Consider the following 16,742-nt stretch of genomic DNA (forward strand, 5'->3'; position numbering starts at 1 on the left):
GAACGGCGGAGATGAGGAAGGAGCGGATGCGTCGGCATCCGCTCCTCCCTCGTCTGCGTCAGGGCAGCCGGTTCGCGATCGCGAGGTTCGCCTTCAGCTCGTCGGCGTTCTGGCGCACGACATACGCCGGCCGGTCACGCTCGACCCGCCAGGACTCGCTGAGCGGGCCGACGTTGACCGTGTCGAAGCCGGCCTCGTCGTAGAAGCGGGTGACGAAGGCGACGGCCTCTGCGTCGTCGCCGGCCGTGGCGAGCGCGCGTCGATCAGGCGTGCCCGCCGGCGAACCGTCGGTCGTGATGTCGGCCGCGAAGATGTGGTTGAACGCCTTCGCGATGCGCGAGGTCGGCAGCTGCTCCTGCAGAAGCTCCGACGTGGTGGTCTCACCGCGGTCGAGGGCGTCGATGTGTCCGTCACGCTCGAAGTAGTAGTTGTTCGTGTCGAGCACGATCTTGCCCGCGAGCTGTTCGACGGGCAGCTGGTCGATCTTGCCGAGCGGCACCGTGACGACCACGACGTCGCCCGCGGCAGCGGCGTCGGCGGCAGTCGCGGCCGACGCGCGATCTCCGAGCTCCGCGACGAGGCCTGCGAGGGTCTCCGGTCCGCGCGAGTTCGCGATCACGACGTCATAGCCGTTGGCCACGGCGACCCGTGCGACCTGGCTGCCGATGTGTCCTGCACCGATGATTCCGAGAGTAGTCATGCTCGGACCAACGTGTGCCGGTCGCTGCTATTCCCGCATGACTCCGCGTGTCGCGCTCACACCGTGAGCAGGAAGCGCTCTTCGATCCGGTCGTAGCCGAGGCTCTCGTAGAGGTTGATCGCCGAGGTGTTGAAGCCGAAGACATGCAGCCCCATCGAGTCGGCACCGAGCCGCGCCGCCTCGCGCTCGGCCGCGAGCATGAGGTCGCGACCATAGCCCTTGCGGCGCTGATCAGCCGCGATCTCGATGTCGAGGATGAACGCGTGCGGGCGTCCGCCTCGGTTGCGGATGCCGATCCACAGCACCCCGACCTCAGCGCCGTCGACATGGGCGGTGAACAGCTCCTGCCCCTCCGAATCGATGCCGTCGGGGAGCTCGAGCTCCATCTGCCGGTGCGACTCGACCGCCGCATCCTCCGCCGAATACCGGCCGGATGCCACGAGGTCCTCGGCGAACGCCGCTTCGGATGCCGAGGCGAAGCTCGTGAAGCGCTCGGGAGTCATCGGCGTCACGACGAGGCCACCGGAAACGCGAGACTCGCGAGACGGCGGCGGTTCGAGAAGCATCCGGATCGACGCGACATCGAACCCTCGCCCCTCGACGAAGGCTCTGCCCGCGGTGTCGGAGGAATGCAGCGCGATGCTGAGGCGACCGACCTGCTGCCTGCGTGCCAACGACCGGAGCTCGTCGAGCAGGTCGTCGAGCTGTCGCTCGGTCGGCTCGATCGCGAACGCAAGATCGACGATGATCAGCACCCCGTTGTTCGCTGCGAGCCAGACCGTGCCGACGCGGGTGCCGCCGTCATCGATCGTGAGAATGAGCGAGGTCTGGGTCTCGTGGCCGGCGGGGAGCAGGTCGTCAAGAACCGCGTCGACATCCGAGACGGCGTCCTCGCCGATGTGCATCCCCGACTGCTGTCGCAGGGTCACCAGGCGTGCCCGGGTGGCTTCGCGCCAGTCGTCGAAGTTGTCGGCGCTGAGCGGCTTCAGATCAAGAGGCATGATTCCATCCTGCACCGCATGGCGCCGACGCTCATGCCTTGTGGAGTGCGTCCTCCGCCGCGACCCACGCCAGCATGGCGCACTTCACGCGAGCCACGTAGCGCGAGACGCCCCCGAGCGCGGCTGCGTCGCCGAGCAGCTCTTCATCCGGCTCGATCTTGCCGCGCGAGCGCATCGCCTCACGGAACGCGGCGATGCGGATCTCGAGCTCATCGACCGTCAGCCCCTCGGCGAGTTCGGCGAGCAGCGACGCGGATGCCTGCGAGATGGCGCATCCGTGACCCTCCCACGCGATCGCCTCGATGCCGCCGTCGGCGTCGCGGTGCACCTGCAGCGTGACCTCGTCGCCGCACGTCGGGTTCACCTGATGCGACTGCGCCGCGATCTCGCCGCGCAGCCCGAACCCGTGCGGGGTGCGGGAGTGGTCGAGGATGAGTTCCTGATAAAGGTTCTGCAGGTCGCTCATGCGCCCCTCCGGAAGAATTCGATCGCACCCTGGACGCCGTCGATCACGGCATCCACCTCGGCGTCGGTCGTGTACAGATACGTGCTCGCCCTGGTCGACGAGGTGATGCCGAGACGACGATGGAGCGGCTGCGCGCAGTGGTGTCCCACGCGCACCGCAATGCCCCTGTCGTCGAGGAACTGCCCCACGTCGTGCGAGTGGATGCCGTCGACGTCGAAGCTCGCGAGCCCGACGCGCGGCAGGTCGATGCCGGCACCGAGCACGCGCACCCCGTCGATGGCCGTGAGCCCCTCGACGAGACGCCTGCCGAAGGCGGCCTCATGCGCGGCGATGCGCGGCATGCCCACCGCGGTCAGATAGTCGATCGCCGCGGCGAGCGCGATCGCCTGGGAGACCCGCTGAGTGCCGGCCTCGAACCGCTGCGGCGGCGGCAGGTAGGCGGCCTCCGTCGTGGTGACCGTCGTGATCATCGAACCGCCCGTGAGGAACGGCGGCATGGCCTCGAGCAGTTCACGTCGCCCGTAGAGAGCGCCGATGCCGGTGGGGCCGAGCATCTTGTGCCCCGACAGCACGGCGAAGTCGACGTCGAGCGCGCGCACGTCGAGCGGAAGGTGAGGTGCCGACTGGCAGGCGTCGAGCACGACCATCGCGTCGACCGCGCGGGCCAGCGCGACGAGCTGCTCGACGGGGTTGATCACTCCGAGCACGTTGGACACATGGGTGAATGCGACGAGCTTCGTGCGCTCGGTGATGAGGTCGGCGGCGGCATCGAGTCGGAGGGCGCCGTCGTCGTCGAGCGGTATCACCCGCAGGGTCGCGCCCGTGCGAGCCGCGAGCTCCTGCCACGGGATGAGGTTCGCGTGGTGCTCCATCTCGGTGGTGACGATCTCGTCGCCCTCGCGCAGACGAAGACGCTCGGCGGCCGCTCCCCCGCGTCCGAGCGACGCGTTCGAGAGCGAATACGCGATGAGGTTGAGGGCCTCGGTGGCGTTCGACGTCCAGACGATCTCGCCCTCGTCGGCTCCCACGAATCGGGCGACAGTGGCGCGGGCGTCCTCGAACACCTCGGTGGCCTCGGCGGCGAGAGTGTGCGCTCCGCGGTGCACGGCGGCATTCAGAGTCGAAGCGAACTCGCGTTCGGCATCGAGCACGGCGAACGGACGCTGCGAGGTGGCACCCGAGTCCAGATACATCAGGGGATGCCCGTTGACCTCGGCGCGCAGGATCGGGAAGTCCTCACGGAGGCGTCGCACCTCGGCATCGGTCAGAGCGCCACCCCCTGGTCGGGCGATCACGTCGGATTCGCGAGAGATGCTCATCCTTCTAGCTTCTCATCTGGCGCACCCCGCGGGGCGCCCTCAGCTCGGCCTGAGACGGTCAGGGCACGACGAGGATGTGATCCGTGTCTGCAATCCCGAGGGCTCCCGTCGCCGGGTCGACATAGCGCAGGGTGACCCGATGGAGTCCGGGGCGGATGTCGACGAACGACACGAACGTCGAGTCGCCCGTGAGCAGCACGGTCGACGCGGGATCTCCGTCGACGGACACGGATGCTGTGGAGCCGGCGACGCCCCGCACATCGAGCGTGAGGTCGTCGCGCCTGCCGTCGCCATCGGCATCCGTGCAGGAGATGATGCCGTCCGAGTCTTCGGCGAGCCCCGGCACGGGGAAGTAGGTGCGCCCGGTCGGCTCACTCACCGTCTGCTCGCCCGTGGTGGGCGAGGTGTGTCGCATCGAGATCGAGATTCCCTGGTGGAGTGTGTCGGCGTCGGGGCGCACCGAGAAGGTGCCGTCCGCGCCGACGATCGCCGCGGCGACGACGCGGCCTGTCTCGTCGACGATCTCGACTGCTGCGCCCGGAGTCCCGGTGCCGGTGATCGTCGGCAGTGCGGCCTCGGTCGGCAGGATGGTCCAGGAGATCGTCACCGGCACATCGACGGGAGGGTCGACGACCGGGGGAACCTCCACCGGGGGAACCTTCGGCGGAGGGTCCACCACCGGCGGCTGCTGCGCCGGGGCCGACGGCGGGCGCACCGGCGGTTGTGTCCGCGCATCGCCCGGTGGTGCAGGCTCGGTGACATCGGTGGGCGCCCTGGGCACGATGATCGGGGCGTCCACGACCTCGAGATCGGGCTGAGTCTCACGGACGGTCGCAGGCGGTTGCGGTTCGACAGGTGTCTCTGACTCCACCGGAGATTCAGCCGGGGGCTCTGTCGGCGCCGGGGGTTCGGTCAGCGTCGGCAACCCTGCGGATCCGGGCGATTCGATCGGAGCGGGCGATGCGACGACGAGCGCCGACGAGTCGTCGGCATCCGGGGTTCCCACCGGCGCCAGCTGCGCGGCGACCGCCGCGACCGCGACGACCGCCGTCGCCGCCGCGACAGACCCACCCGCGACGAGCCACTGCGACCTGCCCCGAGGCAGCCAGCTCACAGCGGCGGCTGCGGCGGGCGCCGGAGATCCGGCCGAATAGGCTGCCGCCGCAGGCCCGCCGAAGATCACGGGCAACAGCACGGCTCGCAGCTTCGACGACGCCCGCTCGATCTCGGCACTCGCCATCGTGCATCGGGTGCAGCGTTCGAGGTGCGCATCGAAGCGCGCGCGGTCGGCGCGCGCCACATGGCGCTTGCGGCCCTGCGCCACGATGCGCTCACAGGTCCACCGGCATTCGGGGTCGCGTCCCGGTTCTTTGATGTGCGCCTGCAGCCACGCGAGCTTGAACCCTTCCCTGGCCCGCGCTGCCAGCACCGAGACGGCGTTCGGGGTCATGCCCATGAGCGGCGCGATCTCTCGCGGCTTCATGCCCTCGACCTCGAGGTACCAGAGCAGGGTGCGCCACCGCTCGGGAAGATCCTTGAACGCTGTCGTCAGCAGCGCTTTGTCTGACAGCAGATCGAGCGAATCGTCGGTGTGCTCGACCGGCAGCTCATCGATGTACTCGAGGGCGACGACGTCCTTCTGCTTGCCGCCCCAGGTGGCCGCGGCACTGCGCACGGCAGCGAAGATGTAGGGCCGGAAGGCGTCGGTCGGACCGCCGCCGTTGCGGATCGCACTGAAGGTCTTGGCAAAGGCCTCGCTGACGAGGTCCTCCGGATCGATCGAGCTCGTGATCGAACGCGCGGCGCGAAGTGCGGCCGGCGAATGTCGATCCCAGAGCACACCGAAGGCCTTGCTGTCCCCCGCGCGGGTGGCGAGCACGAGCTCATCGTCGCTCACCTCGGAGTCGGTCCGGGTGCGCAGCTCGCGCACAGCCGCGGCGCTCACGGCGTGACCCGGGTAGCGCGCATCGAGTCAGAAGCCACGGGCGGGTTGTTCACTGGGTTCCCTTTCGATTTCTCACTACCAGCCTTGCGACCAAGCGATCTGACCGGTATGTAGATTCGTATGAGAGTTCTCCGTACTGAATAGAGAAGGTTCCATGACGGTCCCCGAGATCCATCCCGAAGCGCCGACCCTGCGAGACGCGGTTCGGGTCAGCGACGGGCGACTCTTTGCCGCCGCCCGAAGCACCCGCTTCGATTCGAGGACGTTCACCGGAGTGGAGTTCTACGATCCGTTGACGCCGTCCTCCGAATACGTCGACCGCATCGTGCTCGGTGCCGGCCTCGCACCGATGCACGTCGCGGGGCTCATGGCCGAGCTGATCGATGCCGGGGCGGCCGCGCTCGTGCTGCGCGCCCCCGAAGACAGCAGTCCTCGCGAGTGGACGTCGACCGATCAGCACCCCACCCTCGCCGTGCTCCGCCTCGGCGACGGAGACTGGGCACAGGTCGCGGACGTCCTGCGATCGCTGCTCGGTGCTCACTCGATCGGGCAGGTCACTGGCGTGCGGATGGGAGATCTCTTCGTACTCGCCAATGCCATCGCCACACTGGCAGACGGAGCGGCCAGCATCGTCGACTCCACGGGCCAGGTCGTGGGGTATTCCACGCACAGCGAGCAGCCGATCGACGACGCCCGACGACGCACCACTCTCCTGCTGCAGGAGGACCTCTCGATCACGTCCGACTCCCGCTACCGATCGCTGCTCCGAGCCACCGAGGCGCGGCACTTCCCCTCGGACACCGACCAGTTCGGACGCGTGGGGATCGCCGTCAGAGCGTCCGGAGAACTGCTCGGGTCGCTCTGGGTGATCCAGATCGACCCCTCGCAGGCTGCTCGCACTCGATCGCTGCTGCAGGAGATGGAGCCGATCGTGGCCCAGCATCTGCTTCGTGCCCGAGAGGACGCGGGCGACCGCGACCAGCGCACCTCGGGGCTTCTGCGCACGCTTCTCGAGGACCGTCGACATGCCCGCGGCGCGGCCTCGCAGCTGCTCATCCGGCCCGAAGCCGGTTGCACCATCGTGTGCTTCCGAGTCGACACGTTCGACGAGGTCGAGGCCGTACGCGGATTGCACCGCGTGCTCCATCTGGCGATCAGTGTGTCGAGCGCCGCATTTCCGGGCTCGCACAGCGCGATCGTCGGCTCCCAGGTCGTGACGCTCATCCCGGGCCCTCACGCGGCAGCGGTCGAGACCTTCACGCAGGCGATGGTCCGCATCGACAACGCGTTGATCGCAGGCATCGGCACGCGCGCGCATGACATCAACGGCATCACCCGCTCGTACCGCGAGGCCGGAGCCGTCGCCGGCGTGCTCGTGGGTTCGTCGCGCCATGACGGCGACCGGCGCATCCACGTCGCGACGTTCGACGAGATGCGCGATCGCCTCGCGATCCTGCAGGTCGGCGATCTGATCGAGGGCCTCGACGCCGTCGTCGGCGACTCCGCGAGCATCCTCGCCGCACACGACGCCGCTCAGGGCACCGAACTGATGCGCACCGTGCGGGTCTATCTCGACCAGCTCGGCAGCGTGCGCGAGACGGCGAATGCGCTGCACGTTCACCAGAACACCGTCCGATATCGGCTCGACGTCGTGCGCACCGAGCTGGGGATCGATCTCGATGCGCCCGACACCCGACTCTGGCTCTGGCTTCGGCTGTCGGTCGCGTCGAACAACGCGGTCTGAGCACTCATCCGATAGCCGCCGGCAGGAGGACGGTGACGCCGGCGCGCTTCGTCGTCGGGTCGATGTACCGAGCCGCGTCGAACGGCTCATCCGCTCCGGAACGGATGACGAGCCCGTCGACACCACTGGCCGGAAGCCGGACAGCGCGCGATCTGCCCTGCTCGTCGAGCAGGGCGACCCAGGCATCCGGCTCGGCGCGCAGATGCAGGCAGCTCACCGCGACGAGCGATGCATCGGGGCAGGCGTCCTGATCGGCGCGCGCGATGGTCGGGGTCGCGAAGGTGAGCGGTCCGATGTCCGGCGCCCATTCGGTGACTCCGGCGTCGTCGTGATGACTCACACTGAGCGTCATGCCCTGGTGCGTCGATTCGCCCGAGACGTCGACCACGAACACCCCGTCGTCATCGACGAGAGCCGAGTCGAGCACGACGCCGTTCTCGTCGACCACGGTGACGAGCGCTCCCGGAGCGCCAGTGCCCGCCAGCGGATCCGGGACGAGAGAGTTCTGCGCGATCGACTGCGTGATGCGGAACTCCGATGCGCCCATGGGAGGAGGCGTCTTGGCTGAGTCGTCGATCGTCGGCGTCGTTCCCGGCACGACCGCAGAGGGAGCAGGACTGTCGTCGCTGCTCGGAGCCTGCTGATGTTCACCGTCGGCGACGGGTGCCGGGGTCACTCGTGGGATGCTCTCGGTCGAGTCCGGCGCAGGCGCCTGATCCGGCGCCTGGGCCGGATCAGGCTCAGGTGCCGGCTCAGGTGCCGGCTCAGGTGCCGGCTCAGGTGCCGGCTGCGGCTCGGGAGTCGGCTCGGACGCGGGAGTCCGGATCGGAAGCCCGGGCAGACCTTCGACAACCGGGCCGGCCTCACCGGAGATCGACGCCTCAGGGAAGGACCGAGCGATCTCGGCGCGATCGGAGTCCGCGGCTGACAGACTCAGCGCGCTGCCCGTGAAGATGACAGCTCCGACGACGACGACAGCGGTGGCCGCCAGCGCCGTCAGGCCGCCGACCGGAACCGCCGACGCCGCCCCGTGCGCTGCGACAGGCGCCCCGGCGCCGAACGATGCCGTCGCGCCGTCGCGCGACACGAACGCCCCGGCTGACCCCGGCGACAGGTCAGGCCCCATGACATGCGCCTCGGCGGACGCGTCGGCCGCGTAGATCGCCGCCGCCGCGCCGCCGAGCAGTGCCGCGGGCAGGATCGAACGCAGCCGCTGCGAAACGGTGTCGATCTCTGCCGCGACGATCCGGCATCCGCCGCACGTGCTCATGTGCTCGCTGAAGCGACCGGCGTCGTCGCCGCCCACCCAGCGACCTCGTCTGGCCACCACGCGCTCGCAGAACCACCGGCAGTCCTCCGACCGGGAGGGGTCGTGGATGTGCGCCTCCAGCCAGGCTCGACGAAAGCTGTCGCGTGCACGCGCGGCCAGCGCGGAGACCGCGTTCGATGTCATTCCCATGAGCGGCGCGAGCTCTCTGGGCTTCATCCCCTCGACCTCGAGATACCAGAGCAGGGTGCGGTGCCGCGCCGACAGCGTGCCGAACACCGCGGCGATGCTGGATCGCTCGGCGATGCGCTCGAAGGCATCGCCGTCTTCCGGCGACAGGTCGCGCTCCGACACCATGTCGAGCGAGAGCGCGCTGCCGTTCCGCGCCCACCGCGCGGCGGTGTTGCGCAGCGTGGCGAGAAGGTAGGGCCGGAAGGCGTCGCTCGGACCGCCGCCCGCCTTCGTCACCCGGAGGATCGACGCGAAGGCCTCGCTCACGAGATCGTCGGGATCCGATGACGGCGAGATCGCCCTGGCAGCGCGTCGGGCGGAGTCGACGTGCCGACGCCAGAGGAGGGCGAAGTCACCGATGTCGCCACCCCGCACGGCGTCGATGATCTGGGCATCGGACGGCTCACCCGGGACGTCGTCGTCGCCGTCGATGTCACTGCCGAGGTTCATGCTGCTCCGGATGCTGTCAGGACCGACGTCGCGATCGATGCGCCGGAGATGAATGAGGGACGAGGCAGCGGGGATGCCTCGTCCCTCCGACTCTCGTGAGAGTCGATTCCGCTGCGAGAGGGTTCGGCCGGGGAGCGGTCGATCTCTGCTGTGCGGGCGTCGGCCGGGAACCAGACGCGCGGCCGATGGCCATACCTACAAGACCGATATGACTGGAAAACATGACGTCGCCCGCCTGAGTTTTTCGCCGCGAGGCGCATCAGCCGACGCTCGCCGCCGGGTCGACGGGCGCAAGAGACAGGAAGCGCATCTTGTTCTCGCCGTAGAAGCAGGTCTGCACCATGAACTCGCCCGTCATGCCGGTGAGCTTCTCGACATTCGACCACTTGGGAGTGTGTCTCTCCTCGACGACCTCGTAGACGACGTCGGAACCCTCGACCATGACGCGTTGGCCGAGCTCCCACCCGAGAATCACGTCGCCCCCGCAGTTGTTGTGCGCGGCGAAGAGCGGAAGCACGTCGTCGATCCGATAGCTGACCATCTCTGTGAAGGTGCCGTCGCACCGGTCGAGCTCGACCATCCCGCCTTCGGCCCCGAGCCTGATCACGGGGAGCTCGTCGGGCGCGAAGACCTGATGGAACTGCTTCAGCACCGAGACCTTGACGTCACCGGTCACCTTGTCGACGAGGTCGGGGGCGACCACGGACGCCGAGAGGAACGACAGCCCGAGTCCGACGAGCACGATGCTCGCGAACAGCAGACCACCCCGTCGCCGCGGTCGCTGAGCCCGGGCGGTCTCAGCGGATTGCTCGTGGCGGGAGTCGGTGCGGTCCACTGCGACCCCGATCGTCATGAGCCTGAGTCAGCAGGAAGGTGCGTCGCTCGCCTGCTGCTGCGATTCGTGCTCGTCCGACGAGGCATGACGACGACGAACGTGAGTGCCGGCACCCCGACGACGAGCAGTGCCCACCACGGGAACCCTGCAGGGTCAGTGGTGTCGTCGATCGTCGTGACGGAGGAGCCTTCGGTCGGGGCATCGACGCGCTCGGCGCGGACCAGGAGGCGGTGGGTGTTGACGCCGGTCGGCGTGCAGGTGACGAGCGTGAGATAGTCCTTGCCTGCGACCTGGCGGAGCTCGTCGGCCTCGTCGGGCAGAACGGTCGTGGTCTGATCGACCTCGTAGTAGAGATCTTCGCCCAGGGCGGTGACGACGATGACGTCGCCCGCTACGAGCTCGTCGATGTCGTCGAAGAGCGTCGCCTGCACGAAGCCGTTGTGGCCGGTGAGCACCGAGTGGGTCCCCGGGCCGCCCACGGGGAGCGACGAGCCGTAGAGGTGACCTATGCCGCGAGACAGTGTCTCTTCGTCTGTGCCGTGGAAGATCGGCAGGTCGACGTGGATGCGGGGGATGCGGACCCGGGCCATGGCATCGGTTCCGTCGGCGCTGAGCGTGTCGAAGTACGCCGCGGCGCCCTCACCGATCGCCGTCTGCTGGCCGTCGGCGCCGAGCGCGTACGGGTCGCGCAGCGGCCCGGTCGGGAGGTTCTCGTTATAGGCCTCGGCCGTGGCGAGCATCTCGGCGACCGCCTCATCCGGGATCTGCTCGACGGACTGGACGTAGCCGTCGACGTCGGTGTCGTGGCTCCACGCCGAGAACCACGACGCGGCGGTCGGATAGACGAGCACTGCGATGCCGACGGTCGCGATGAGCATGACGATCGACTGGTTCCATCCCCATCGCGCCCTTCGCGCAGTGGCACGCGTGGGGGGTCGCGCCGGAGAATCCGGTGTGGACGCGTCGATGAGGGTCATGCTGCACTCTCTGGTCGGACAAGGTGAGGAAGAGGTGGAAAAGAATGGGCCGTGCGGGGGAAGGGATCTCTTCACCTCCCCCGCACGGCCGGTCTTCGCGTTATGCCTGTGCGGCTGCCTTGCGGCGGCTGCGGATGGCGAGCAGGACCGCTCCGCCGAGCAGCATCACGCCACCGGCGAGGAACAGGGTCGTGCCTGCGCCACCGGTCAACGGCAGGGTGAAGCCGGCGTTCGAGGGAACGTTGACGACCTCGAGGTCGACGCCGACGGCCGTGGTGGCTGCGGTGACGGTGAACTCGATCGGAGCTGCGAGCAGCTCGTATCCGTCGGGTGCGACGATCTCGGCGAGCCAGTACGACTGGTAGCCCTCTTCGCCCACGGCGACGGCGGCGTTGTCCGCCCAGTCGGAGTAGCGCAGACCCGAGATGGTCACGGTGCCGTCAGCGGCGACCGCGAACTCGGTCGAACCGGCGAGTGCGATGGCGTTGGTGCCGTCGATCGCGTCCTGCTGGGTCGGGTACACCGAGAACACGGCACCGGTGAGCGGTGCGCCGGCCTTGTCGGTCTTCTCGACCGTGATGTCGCCCCACTTGGTGATGACCTCGGGGGTGACGGTGGGGCCGCCGGGCTCGCCCGGCTCGACGGTGTACGACCCGGCGTTCGGGTAGAGCACTGCCGTGTTGGCGATCTCGCCGACCGTGTTGACCTCGGTCGTGACGATGACCTGCACCTGCGTGGCGGGGTTGGCCGCGAGCACTGCGAGACCCGAGGCGGTGAACTCGACCGTGACCGCGTTGGTCGCGGCATCGTGGACGATCGTGTAGTCGCCCGCGGCGAGCGGGGTTCCGTCGACGAGCGAGACGGCGGCGCCGACGTAGTCGAGCTTGTCGTCGAGCGTGTCGACGATCTTGTAAGCGTCGATGACGGCGACGTTGGGGATGTCACCCGTGATCGTGAAGTCGATCTCGTCGCCGAGCTTGACGTCTTCCGAGTCCTCGACGGTCTTCGTCGCCTCGGTCAGGGCGTTCTTCGGGTAGACGTGCACGTCGTACAGCCAGGTGCTGTCATCGGCGGGGTCGGTCAGCGGCACGGTCACCAGGAACGGCGCCACACCGGTCGAACCGGCCAGCGGTGCGGTCTCGACGACGAAGTAGAGGCCGAGGTCGAGGTTCGCCAGGGCGATCTCGCCGTTCGCGTCCGTCAGCGTCTGGCCACCGACTGCGCTGGCCGTGTATCCGGCAGCGGTGATGTCGGCGACGCTGTCGGGGTCGAGGTCGGCGAGGTCGTTCGCGTCGATCCATCCCTGGTTGCTCGTCAGGTCGATCGTGTCGACCTTGTAGACCGTGAAGCCCACGCCCGGCAGCGGTGCCAGTGCGACGTTCTGCTCGGTGCCGTCGTTCGGCAGTCCGGTGGGCGTCTCGGGAGCCTCGAACTTGTGGATCGTCAGCGAACCGACAGCATCCGGGTCGACGAGGTTCGGGGTCGCGGCGCTTGCGGGCGCTGCGAGGGTGAGCGCGGCGACGCCTGCGACGAGCAGACCTGCCGCGACGCGGGATCCGCGTCCGTTGGTGGGAGTGTTCACTGTGTCTCTCTCTAGGTGGCCAGGTCGCCCTGGTGGGTTACAGGTGGTGGTGGGTGAGAAGTGCAGATCAGATCTGCGGGTCAGTGGTGTCGGCACGTGCATCGCGTCGGCGGACCCAGAGGGCCAGCCCGCCCGCGCCGAGCACGGTCAGGGAACCGGCGAGGATGTAGGGCAGTGCTCCCGTCCCCCCGGTGGTCGGAAGGGTCATCGCGGGTACGTCGCGTACCGTGATGAGCTGACCGGCGGCGGTCACCGCCTCGTCGCCGCCCGCGGTCACGCTCACGGTGCGGTCGGGGTTGATGGTGAACTGCACGGGAGCAGCGAGCAGGCTGAAGCCGTCGGGTGCGGTCAACTCGCTCAGCCAGTAGGTGCCGGCAGGGATGCTGTCGATCTGGAACAGTCCGGTCTCGACGCCGCCGATGCTGAAGGGCAGGGCCACACCGGGCTCGCCGTTCGCGTCCTCGAGGATCGCGAACGAGGATCCGTCCATACGCACCCAGGTGTTCGCGGCCGCTTCGCCGACCTTCTCGATCTGCAACGGAATGCGGAACGGCTCGATGGGAGTCTCCGTGCTGTCGTCGTTCGAGCGCACCGGACCGCCATCCGGGTCGGTACCCGTGGAGTAGGCCGTGTTGATGACGATCTTCGCGTCGACGTCGTCCTGATCGATGACGTACGGCGCGTTCGCGACGCAGTGCGCGATCTGGGTCGGTGCGATCGTCGTCGGCGTGCAGGTGACGGTGATGCTGCGATCGGTGAGCCGATCGTCGACCACGGTCACGTTCGCGACCGTGACGTTGCCGGTGTTGGTGACGTCGAACTCGTACATGATGTGGTCGCCGAGTCCGGTCACGCCGTCCTGGTCGACGTCGACGACCGAGGCCGTCTTGTCGAGCACGATCTCGGGTGTCCACACGGCCGGGATGATCTCGTCGTCGGTGTCGGTCACATTCGGACCGACCGCCGGGGTTCCGGTGGCGCGTGCGATGTTCGTGAGAGGAGCGTTGTCGAGGTCGGCCTGCTGCACCACATAGGTGGCCGTGCAGGTCATCTGGGCTCCGCTCGCGAGCGTCGAGCCCTGCGGCGGGACGCACGACAGGGTGCTCATGTCACCGACACCCGAGAACGAATCCTCGGTGATGTTCACGTTCGTGAGGTTGGTGTTGAGCGTCGTGTTGGTCGGCGCCTTGGGCGTCGTGTTGGTCGCCACGAAGCTGTAGGTGATCACGTCGCCGACCGCTGTGTAGACCTTGTCGGGGTCGGTGTCGCTGGTCACTGCGACCCCGTTCACCGCGGTGATGCGCTTGACGATGTCGATCGACGGCTGGATGACCTCGAGCGACGCATTGGCCGGCGGGTTCAGGTTGGTCGTGATGTTGGCAGGCCCGTTGATGTAGGTGCCGTTGACCGTCGAGGTGACGTCGACCGTGATCGTGCACGATGCCTGACCCAGGGCGAGGTCGCCGCCGGTGACCGACACCGACGTCCCGCCTGCGGGCGCCGTGACCACGTAGGCCGCACCGGTGCGCTGGACGCAGGTGCCGCCGACGTTCGGCGCCGCTGCGATCCTGAGGTTCGTCGGCAGAGCGTCGGTGATGAACCAGTCGTTCTTGGCCATGAGGTCGCTCGTGTTCGTGACGGTGAGCGTCATGGTCGACGTCGATCCGTTCGTGATCACCGTCGGGCTGAATGCCTTGTCGAGCTGAGGGGTCACGTCGACGATCTGCGGCAGGTCGAAGGCGACGTCGTTGCCCGAACCCGTGGCGGTGGCGTTGTACAGCGTCAGGCCGAGGTTCGCCGTGGTGCCGACGGGCACCTGGTAGGCCGCCGACTGCAGCTTCGCGGTCTGAGTTCCCCAGAAGGTGTTGTTCGTGCAGGGGTTCAGCCCGGTGCTGAGCACGATCGGGCTGCCGTTCACGAGCAGGCTGAAGGTCTCCTTCGGCTGATTCGCACCACCGGCCGCGGGGCAGTTGACCGCGGCGAAGTACGCCGACACGGCGTAGTAGTGCCCGGCGACCGCGGGGATCGTGTTGACCGTGCGGAACTGCGTGCCGGCGGCGATGGTGCCGTTCGTCGCGTTGGTGTAAGAGGTGAGCACCTGGTTCGTCGCAGCCTGAGCCGCCGTCTGCCCCTGCGCGGTTCCGAGTGCCGCGGCCATCTGCTGCAGCGTCGGCCACGTCGTCGTGACGTTGTTGGTGCAGCCCAGGTCGGTGAGGGGGGCGGTGGGCGTGACGCTGCTCATGATCCAGCCGTTGCACTGGTTGCCGGCCGGTGTGTACTGCGTCGACGCCGTGTACGTCGAGTTCGCGGCGGCCGCTCCACCCGTGTAGTTCAGGATGCTGATCGGCAGGAGCGACGCGTTCTGGTTCGAGAAGTTCTCGGTGTACACCGGCGTACCCGGCTGAGGTGTCCCCGGAGTGCCTGGCACCGTCGCCGCGGCAGTGATGCCGCCGTGGGGGGCCAGTGTCGCTCCGGCGACGAGCACGCCGGCGATGGCGAGCACGCCGAGCAGCCGCGTCATCGCCCGTCGGCGAGGCGCGCCGCCGGAGCGTGATGAACGCTCCGTCGTGCGGTGGTGTGAGCGAATGCTCATGAATGTCCCAATCCCGGCGCGCCGCTTCCCGCCTGCCAGGCATGGCGCGGCGAGAGAGGCGAATGCCTGTCCCCGAAAAGTCGTGTGTGTTCCCAGTGCGAACAGGAAGCAGAGGCTGCCCGTCACATACCCAGACCTCGGCGGCGAGGTTTTATGACGGGCCGTGAAAAAACTTTTCGGTCAGACGGCGGGTTCCGCAGCATCCCGGTCACAGCGCCCGGGCCGATCCTGCTCGTCGCGCGCATTGCGCCGGGGGCGGGCACGGTGGTGGCTCAGTCGATCGTGCTCGTCACGATCGTGAATGGGCTCGGCGCGTTCCTGATGCTGTGGAGCGAGAAGCCCGCGAACGGCTGAGGCCGAACGTCACATCCGGGCGAAGCGCGCGCGGACCATCGAGAAGAGGCCGTAGATGGCGAGTCCCACCCCGACGAGCCAGAGGATCGCGCGCCCCTGGGGCAGGTCGACCAGACTCCGCAGTGCCCCGTCCAGGCCCGCAGCCTTCTCAGGGTCTTGCGTCCACGCCGCCACGACGAACAACAGGCCAGTCACCGTGATCGCGATGCCCTTGGCGATGTAGCCCGCGACGCCGAGGGCGATGATCCCAGGCCGCGACGGCCCGTCCGGAACATCCATCGTCTTCTCGAAGCCTCTGGTGAACCCGATGACGATGAACCCGACCCCCACACCCGCCACAGTCAGACCGAGGATGATCAGCAGCACGATTCCGCCGGGAGCGCCGAGGATCACCGCGCTGAGGGCGCGCAGCGTCGTCTCGGACTCGACGTGTCCTCCGAAAGCGAAGATCAGCGCCAGGCCTGCGATCACGAGGTACGCGCCCGCGATGCCGATCAGCTTGATCCTCATCCCCCACTTGCGGGTCTCCTTGCCTCTGGCGAGGAGACCGCTGGCGATCTGCCACACAGCAAGAGCGACCAGCGCCACCGCGACCAGCCCGAGAACCAGCCCGCCGACGGGCGTCGAGCGGATCTGCTCCATCGCACCGTCCTGGTCGGCATCCCCGCCGCCGCCGGAGGCGATGGAGACGGCGATCGCCCCGATGATGATGTGCACGAGGCCGACCACGACGAAGCCCGCCCGCGCCACGCGTCGGAATGCATCGGATCGCTGCGCCGTGCGCGCGGCATCCTTTGCTGAGCTCATCCGAGCAGGATATCGCCCGGACCCGTGTCACCTGAGCGCCTGGAGACAGGCAGAGCAGCCGGATCCTCGCCGAGCAGACGCTGGTCGATCTCGTCGTCGTAGCGCTCCTGAGCGCTCAAGACCTCCTCGACATGCGACTCGGCCCAGATCTGCAGTGCCTGCAGGGGCTCGTGCAGCGTGCGACCGAGTGGCGTCAGCTGATAGCGCGCATGACCGTCATCGTGCAGGGCTCGCACGAGCATGCCGTCGCGCTCGAGCGCGCGGAGCGTGTCGACGAGGACCTTCTTCGTGATGCCGTCGACCCCGCGATGAAGCTCGCTGAACCGCAGGGGCTCCTCGTGGAGAAGGACGACGATCATCGCCGTCCACTTGTTGGCCACTCGTGCCAAGGATGCGCGCGACGGGCAGCTCGACGAGAACACCGTCCATTCGGGACTCATGCGAGGGGCCTCCGTTTCGGTGACGTTGAAG

General features: G+C 68.3%; 14 protein-coding genes. 2 read left to right on the top strand and 12 right to left on the bottom strand.

From position 1 onward, the window contains the following. Positions 1-58 precede the first annotated feature (58 nt). From ACLKOY_RS08125 to ACLKOY_RS08145, 5 genes are read right to left on the bottom strand one after another with little or no spacing between them, the layout of a single operon-like run. The gene (locus tag ACLKOY_RS08125) at positions 59-700 is read right to left on the bottom strand and encodes an NADPH-dependent F420 reductase (protein ID WP_436453169.1); all 642 of its coding nucleotides are present in this window, start codon (positions 698-700) and stop codon (positions 59-61) included. A 56-nt stretch (positions 701-756) separates the two neighbouring features. Further along, positions 757-1,701, bottom strand: a complete 945-nt coding sequence (locus ACLKOY_RS08130) for a GNAT family N-acetyltransferase (RefSeq protein WP_436453170.1) — start codon at positions 1,699-1,701, stop codon at positions 757-759. Between the two features lie 31 nt (positions 1,702-1,732). Further along, a complete protein-coding gene (sufU, locus tag ACLKOY_RS08135) occupies positions 1,733-2,167 on the bottom strand; it encodes a Fe-S cluster assembly sulfur transfer protein SufU (protein ID WP_436453171.1) in 435 nt (144 codons plus the stop codon). After that, positions 2,164-3,486 carry a cysteine desulfurase gene (locus tag ACLKOY_RS08140; protein WP_436453172.1) on the bottom strand — a complete coding sequence of 441 codons (1,323 nt, stop codon included), beginning with the start codon at positions 3,484-3,486 and terminating at the stop codon, positions 2,164-2,166. The genes sufU and ACLKOY_RS08140 overlap by 4 nt, the downstream gene beginning before the upstream one ends. A gap of 58 nt (positions 3,487-3,544) precedes the next feature. Continuing rightward, entirely contained in the window at positions 3,545-5,431 is a 1,887-nt protein-coding gene (locus ACLKOY_RS08145) for a sigma-70 family RNA polymerase sigma factor (RefSeq protein ID WP_436453173.1), read from the bottom strand. Between the two features lie 154 nt (positions 5,432-5,585). On the opposite strand from ACLKOY_RS08145, the gene ACLKOY_RS08150 reads away from it, so the two are divergent. Then, positions 5,586-7,175 (top strand): PucR family transcriptional regulator, encoded by a 1,590-nt coding sequence (locus ACLKOY_RS08150; protein ID WP_436453174.1) that lies wholly within the window; start codon positions 5,586-5,588, stop codon positions 7,173-7,175. 4 nt (positions 7,176-7,179) lie between these two features. Here ACLKOY_RS08150 and ACLKOY_RS08155 read toward each other — a convergent pair whose 3' ends face one another. The 5 genes from ACLKOY_RS08155 to ACLKOY_RS08175 all read right to left on the bottom strand — a co-directional run bounded on the left by ACLKOY_RS08155 (position 7,180) and on the right by ACLKOY_RS08175 (position 15,110). Beyond that, positions 7,180-9,123 carry a sigma-70 family RNA polymerase sigma factor gene (locus ACLKOY_RS08155; RefSeq protein ID WP_436453175.1) on the bottom strand — a complete coding sequence of 648 codons (1,944 nt, stop codon included), beginning with the start codon at positions 9,121-9,123 and terminating at the stop codon, positions 7,180-7,182. A gap of 259 nt (positions 9,124-9,382) precedes the next feature. Beyond that, the gene (locus tag ACLKOY_RS08160; protein WP_436453176.1) at positions 9,383-9,976 is read right to left on the bottom strand and encodes a hypothetical protein; all 594 of its coding nucleotides are present in this window, start codon (positions 9,974-9,976) and stop codon (positions 9,383-9,385) included. Next, the gene (locus ACLKOY_RS08165; protein ID WP_436453177.1) at positions 9,973-10,935 is read right to left on the bottom strand and encodes a class C sortase; all 963 of its coding nucleotides are present in this window, start codon (positions 10,933-10,935) and stop codon (positions 9,973-9,975) included. Before ACLKOY_RS08165 ends, ACLKOY_RS08160 begins: the two co-directional genes overlap by 4 nt. Before the next feature lie 100 nt (positions 10,936-11,035). Then, positions 11,036-12,517, bottom strand: coding sequence for a SpaH/EbpB family LPXTG-anchored major pilin (locus ACLKOY_RS08170; protein WP_436453178.1), 1,482 nt, complete (start codon positions 12,515-12,517; stop codon positions 11,036-11,038). A 67-nt stretch (positions 12,518-12,584) separates the two neighbouring features. Next, entirely contained in the window at positions 12,585-15,110 is a 2,526-nt protein-coding gene (locus tag ACLKOY_RS08175) for a DUF7507 domain-containing protein (RefSeq protein WP_436453179.1), read from the bottom strand. 153 nt (positions 15,111-15,263) lie between these two features. Here ACLKOY_RS08175 and ACLKOY_RS08180 point away from each other — a divergent pair, with 153 nt between their 5' ends. Further along, on the top strand, positions 15,264-15,464 hold the full coding sequence (locus ACLKOY_RS08180) for a hypothetical protein (RefSeq protein ID WP_436453180.1): 201 nt from the start codon (positions 15,264-15,266) through the stop codon (positions 15,462-15,464). Between the two features lie 9 nt (positions 15,465-15,473). Here ACLKOY_RS08180 and ACLKOY_RS08185 read toward each other — a convergent pair whose 3' ends face one another. Together ACLKOY_RS08185 and ACLKOY_RS08190 are read right to left on the bottom strand one after the other, a co-directional pair. Next, the gene (locus tag ACLKOY_RS08185; RefSeq protein ID WP_436453181.1) at positions 15,474-16,271 is read right to left on the bottom strand and encodes a DUF1206 domain-containing protein; all 798 of its coding nucleotides are present in this window, start codon (positions 16,269-16,271) and stop codon (positions 15,474-15,476) included. Then, the gene (locus ACLKOY_RS08190; protein WP_363572194.1) at positions 16,268-16,711 is read right to left on the bottom strand and encodes a helix-turn-helix domain-containing protein; all 444 of its coding nucleotides are present in this window, start codon (positions 16,709-16,711) and stop codon (positions 16,268-16,270) included. The genes ACLKOY_RS08185 and ACLKOY_RS08190 overlap by 4 nt, the downstream gene beginning before the upstream one ends. Between the last annotated feature and the right edge of the window lie 31 nt (positions 16,712-16,742).

It is taken from the genome of Microbacterium sp. K2 (assembly GCF_051365005.1).
GTDB classification, from domain to species: Bacteria; Actinomycetota; Actinomycetes; order Actinomycetales; family Microbacteriaceae; genus Microbacterium; species Microbacterium foliorum_B.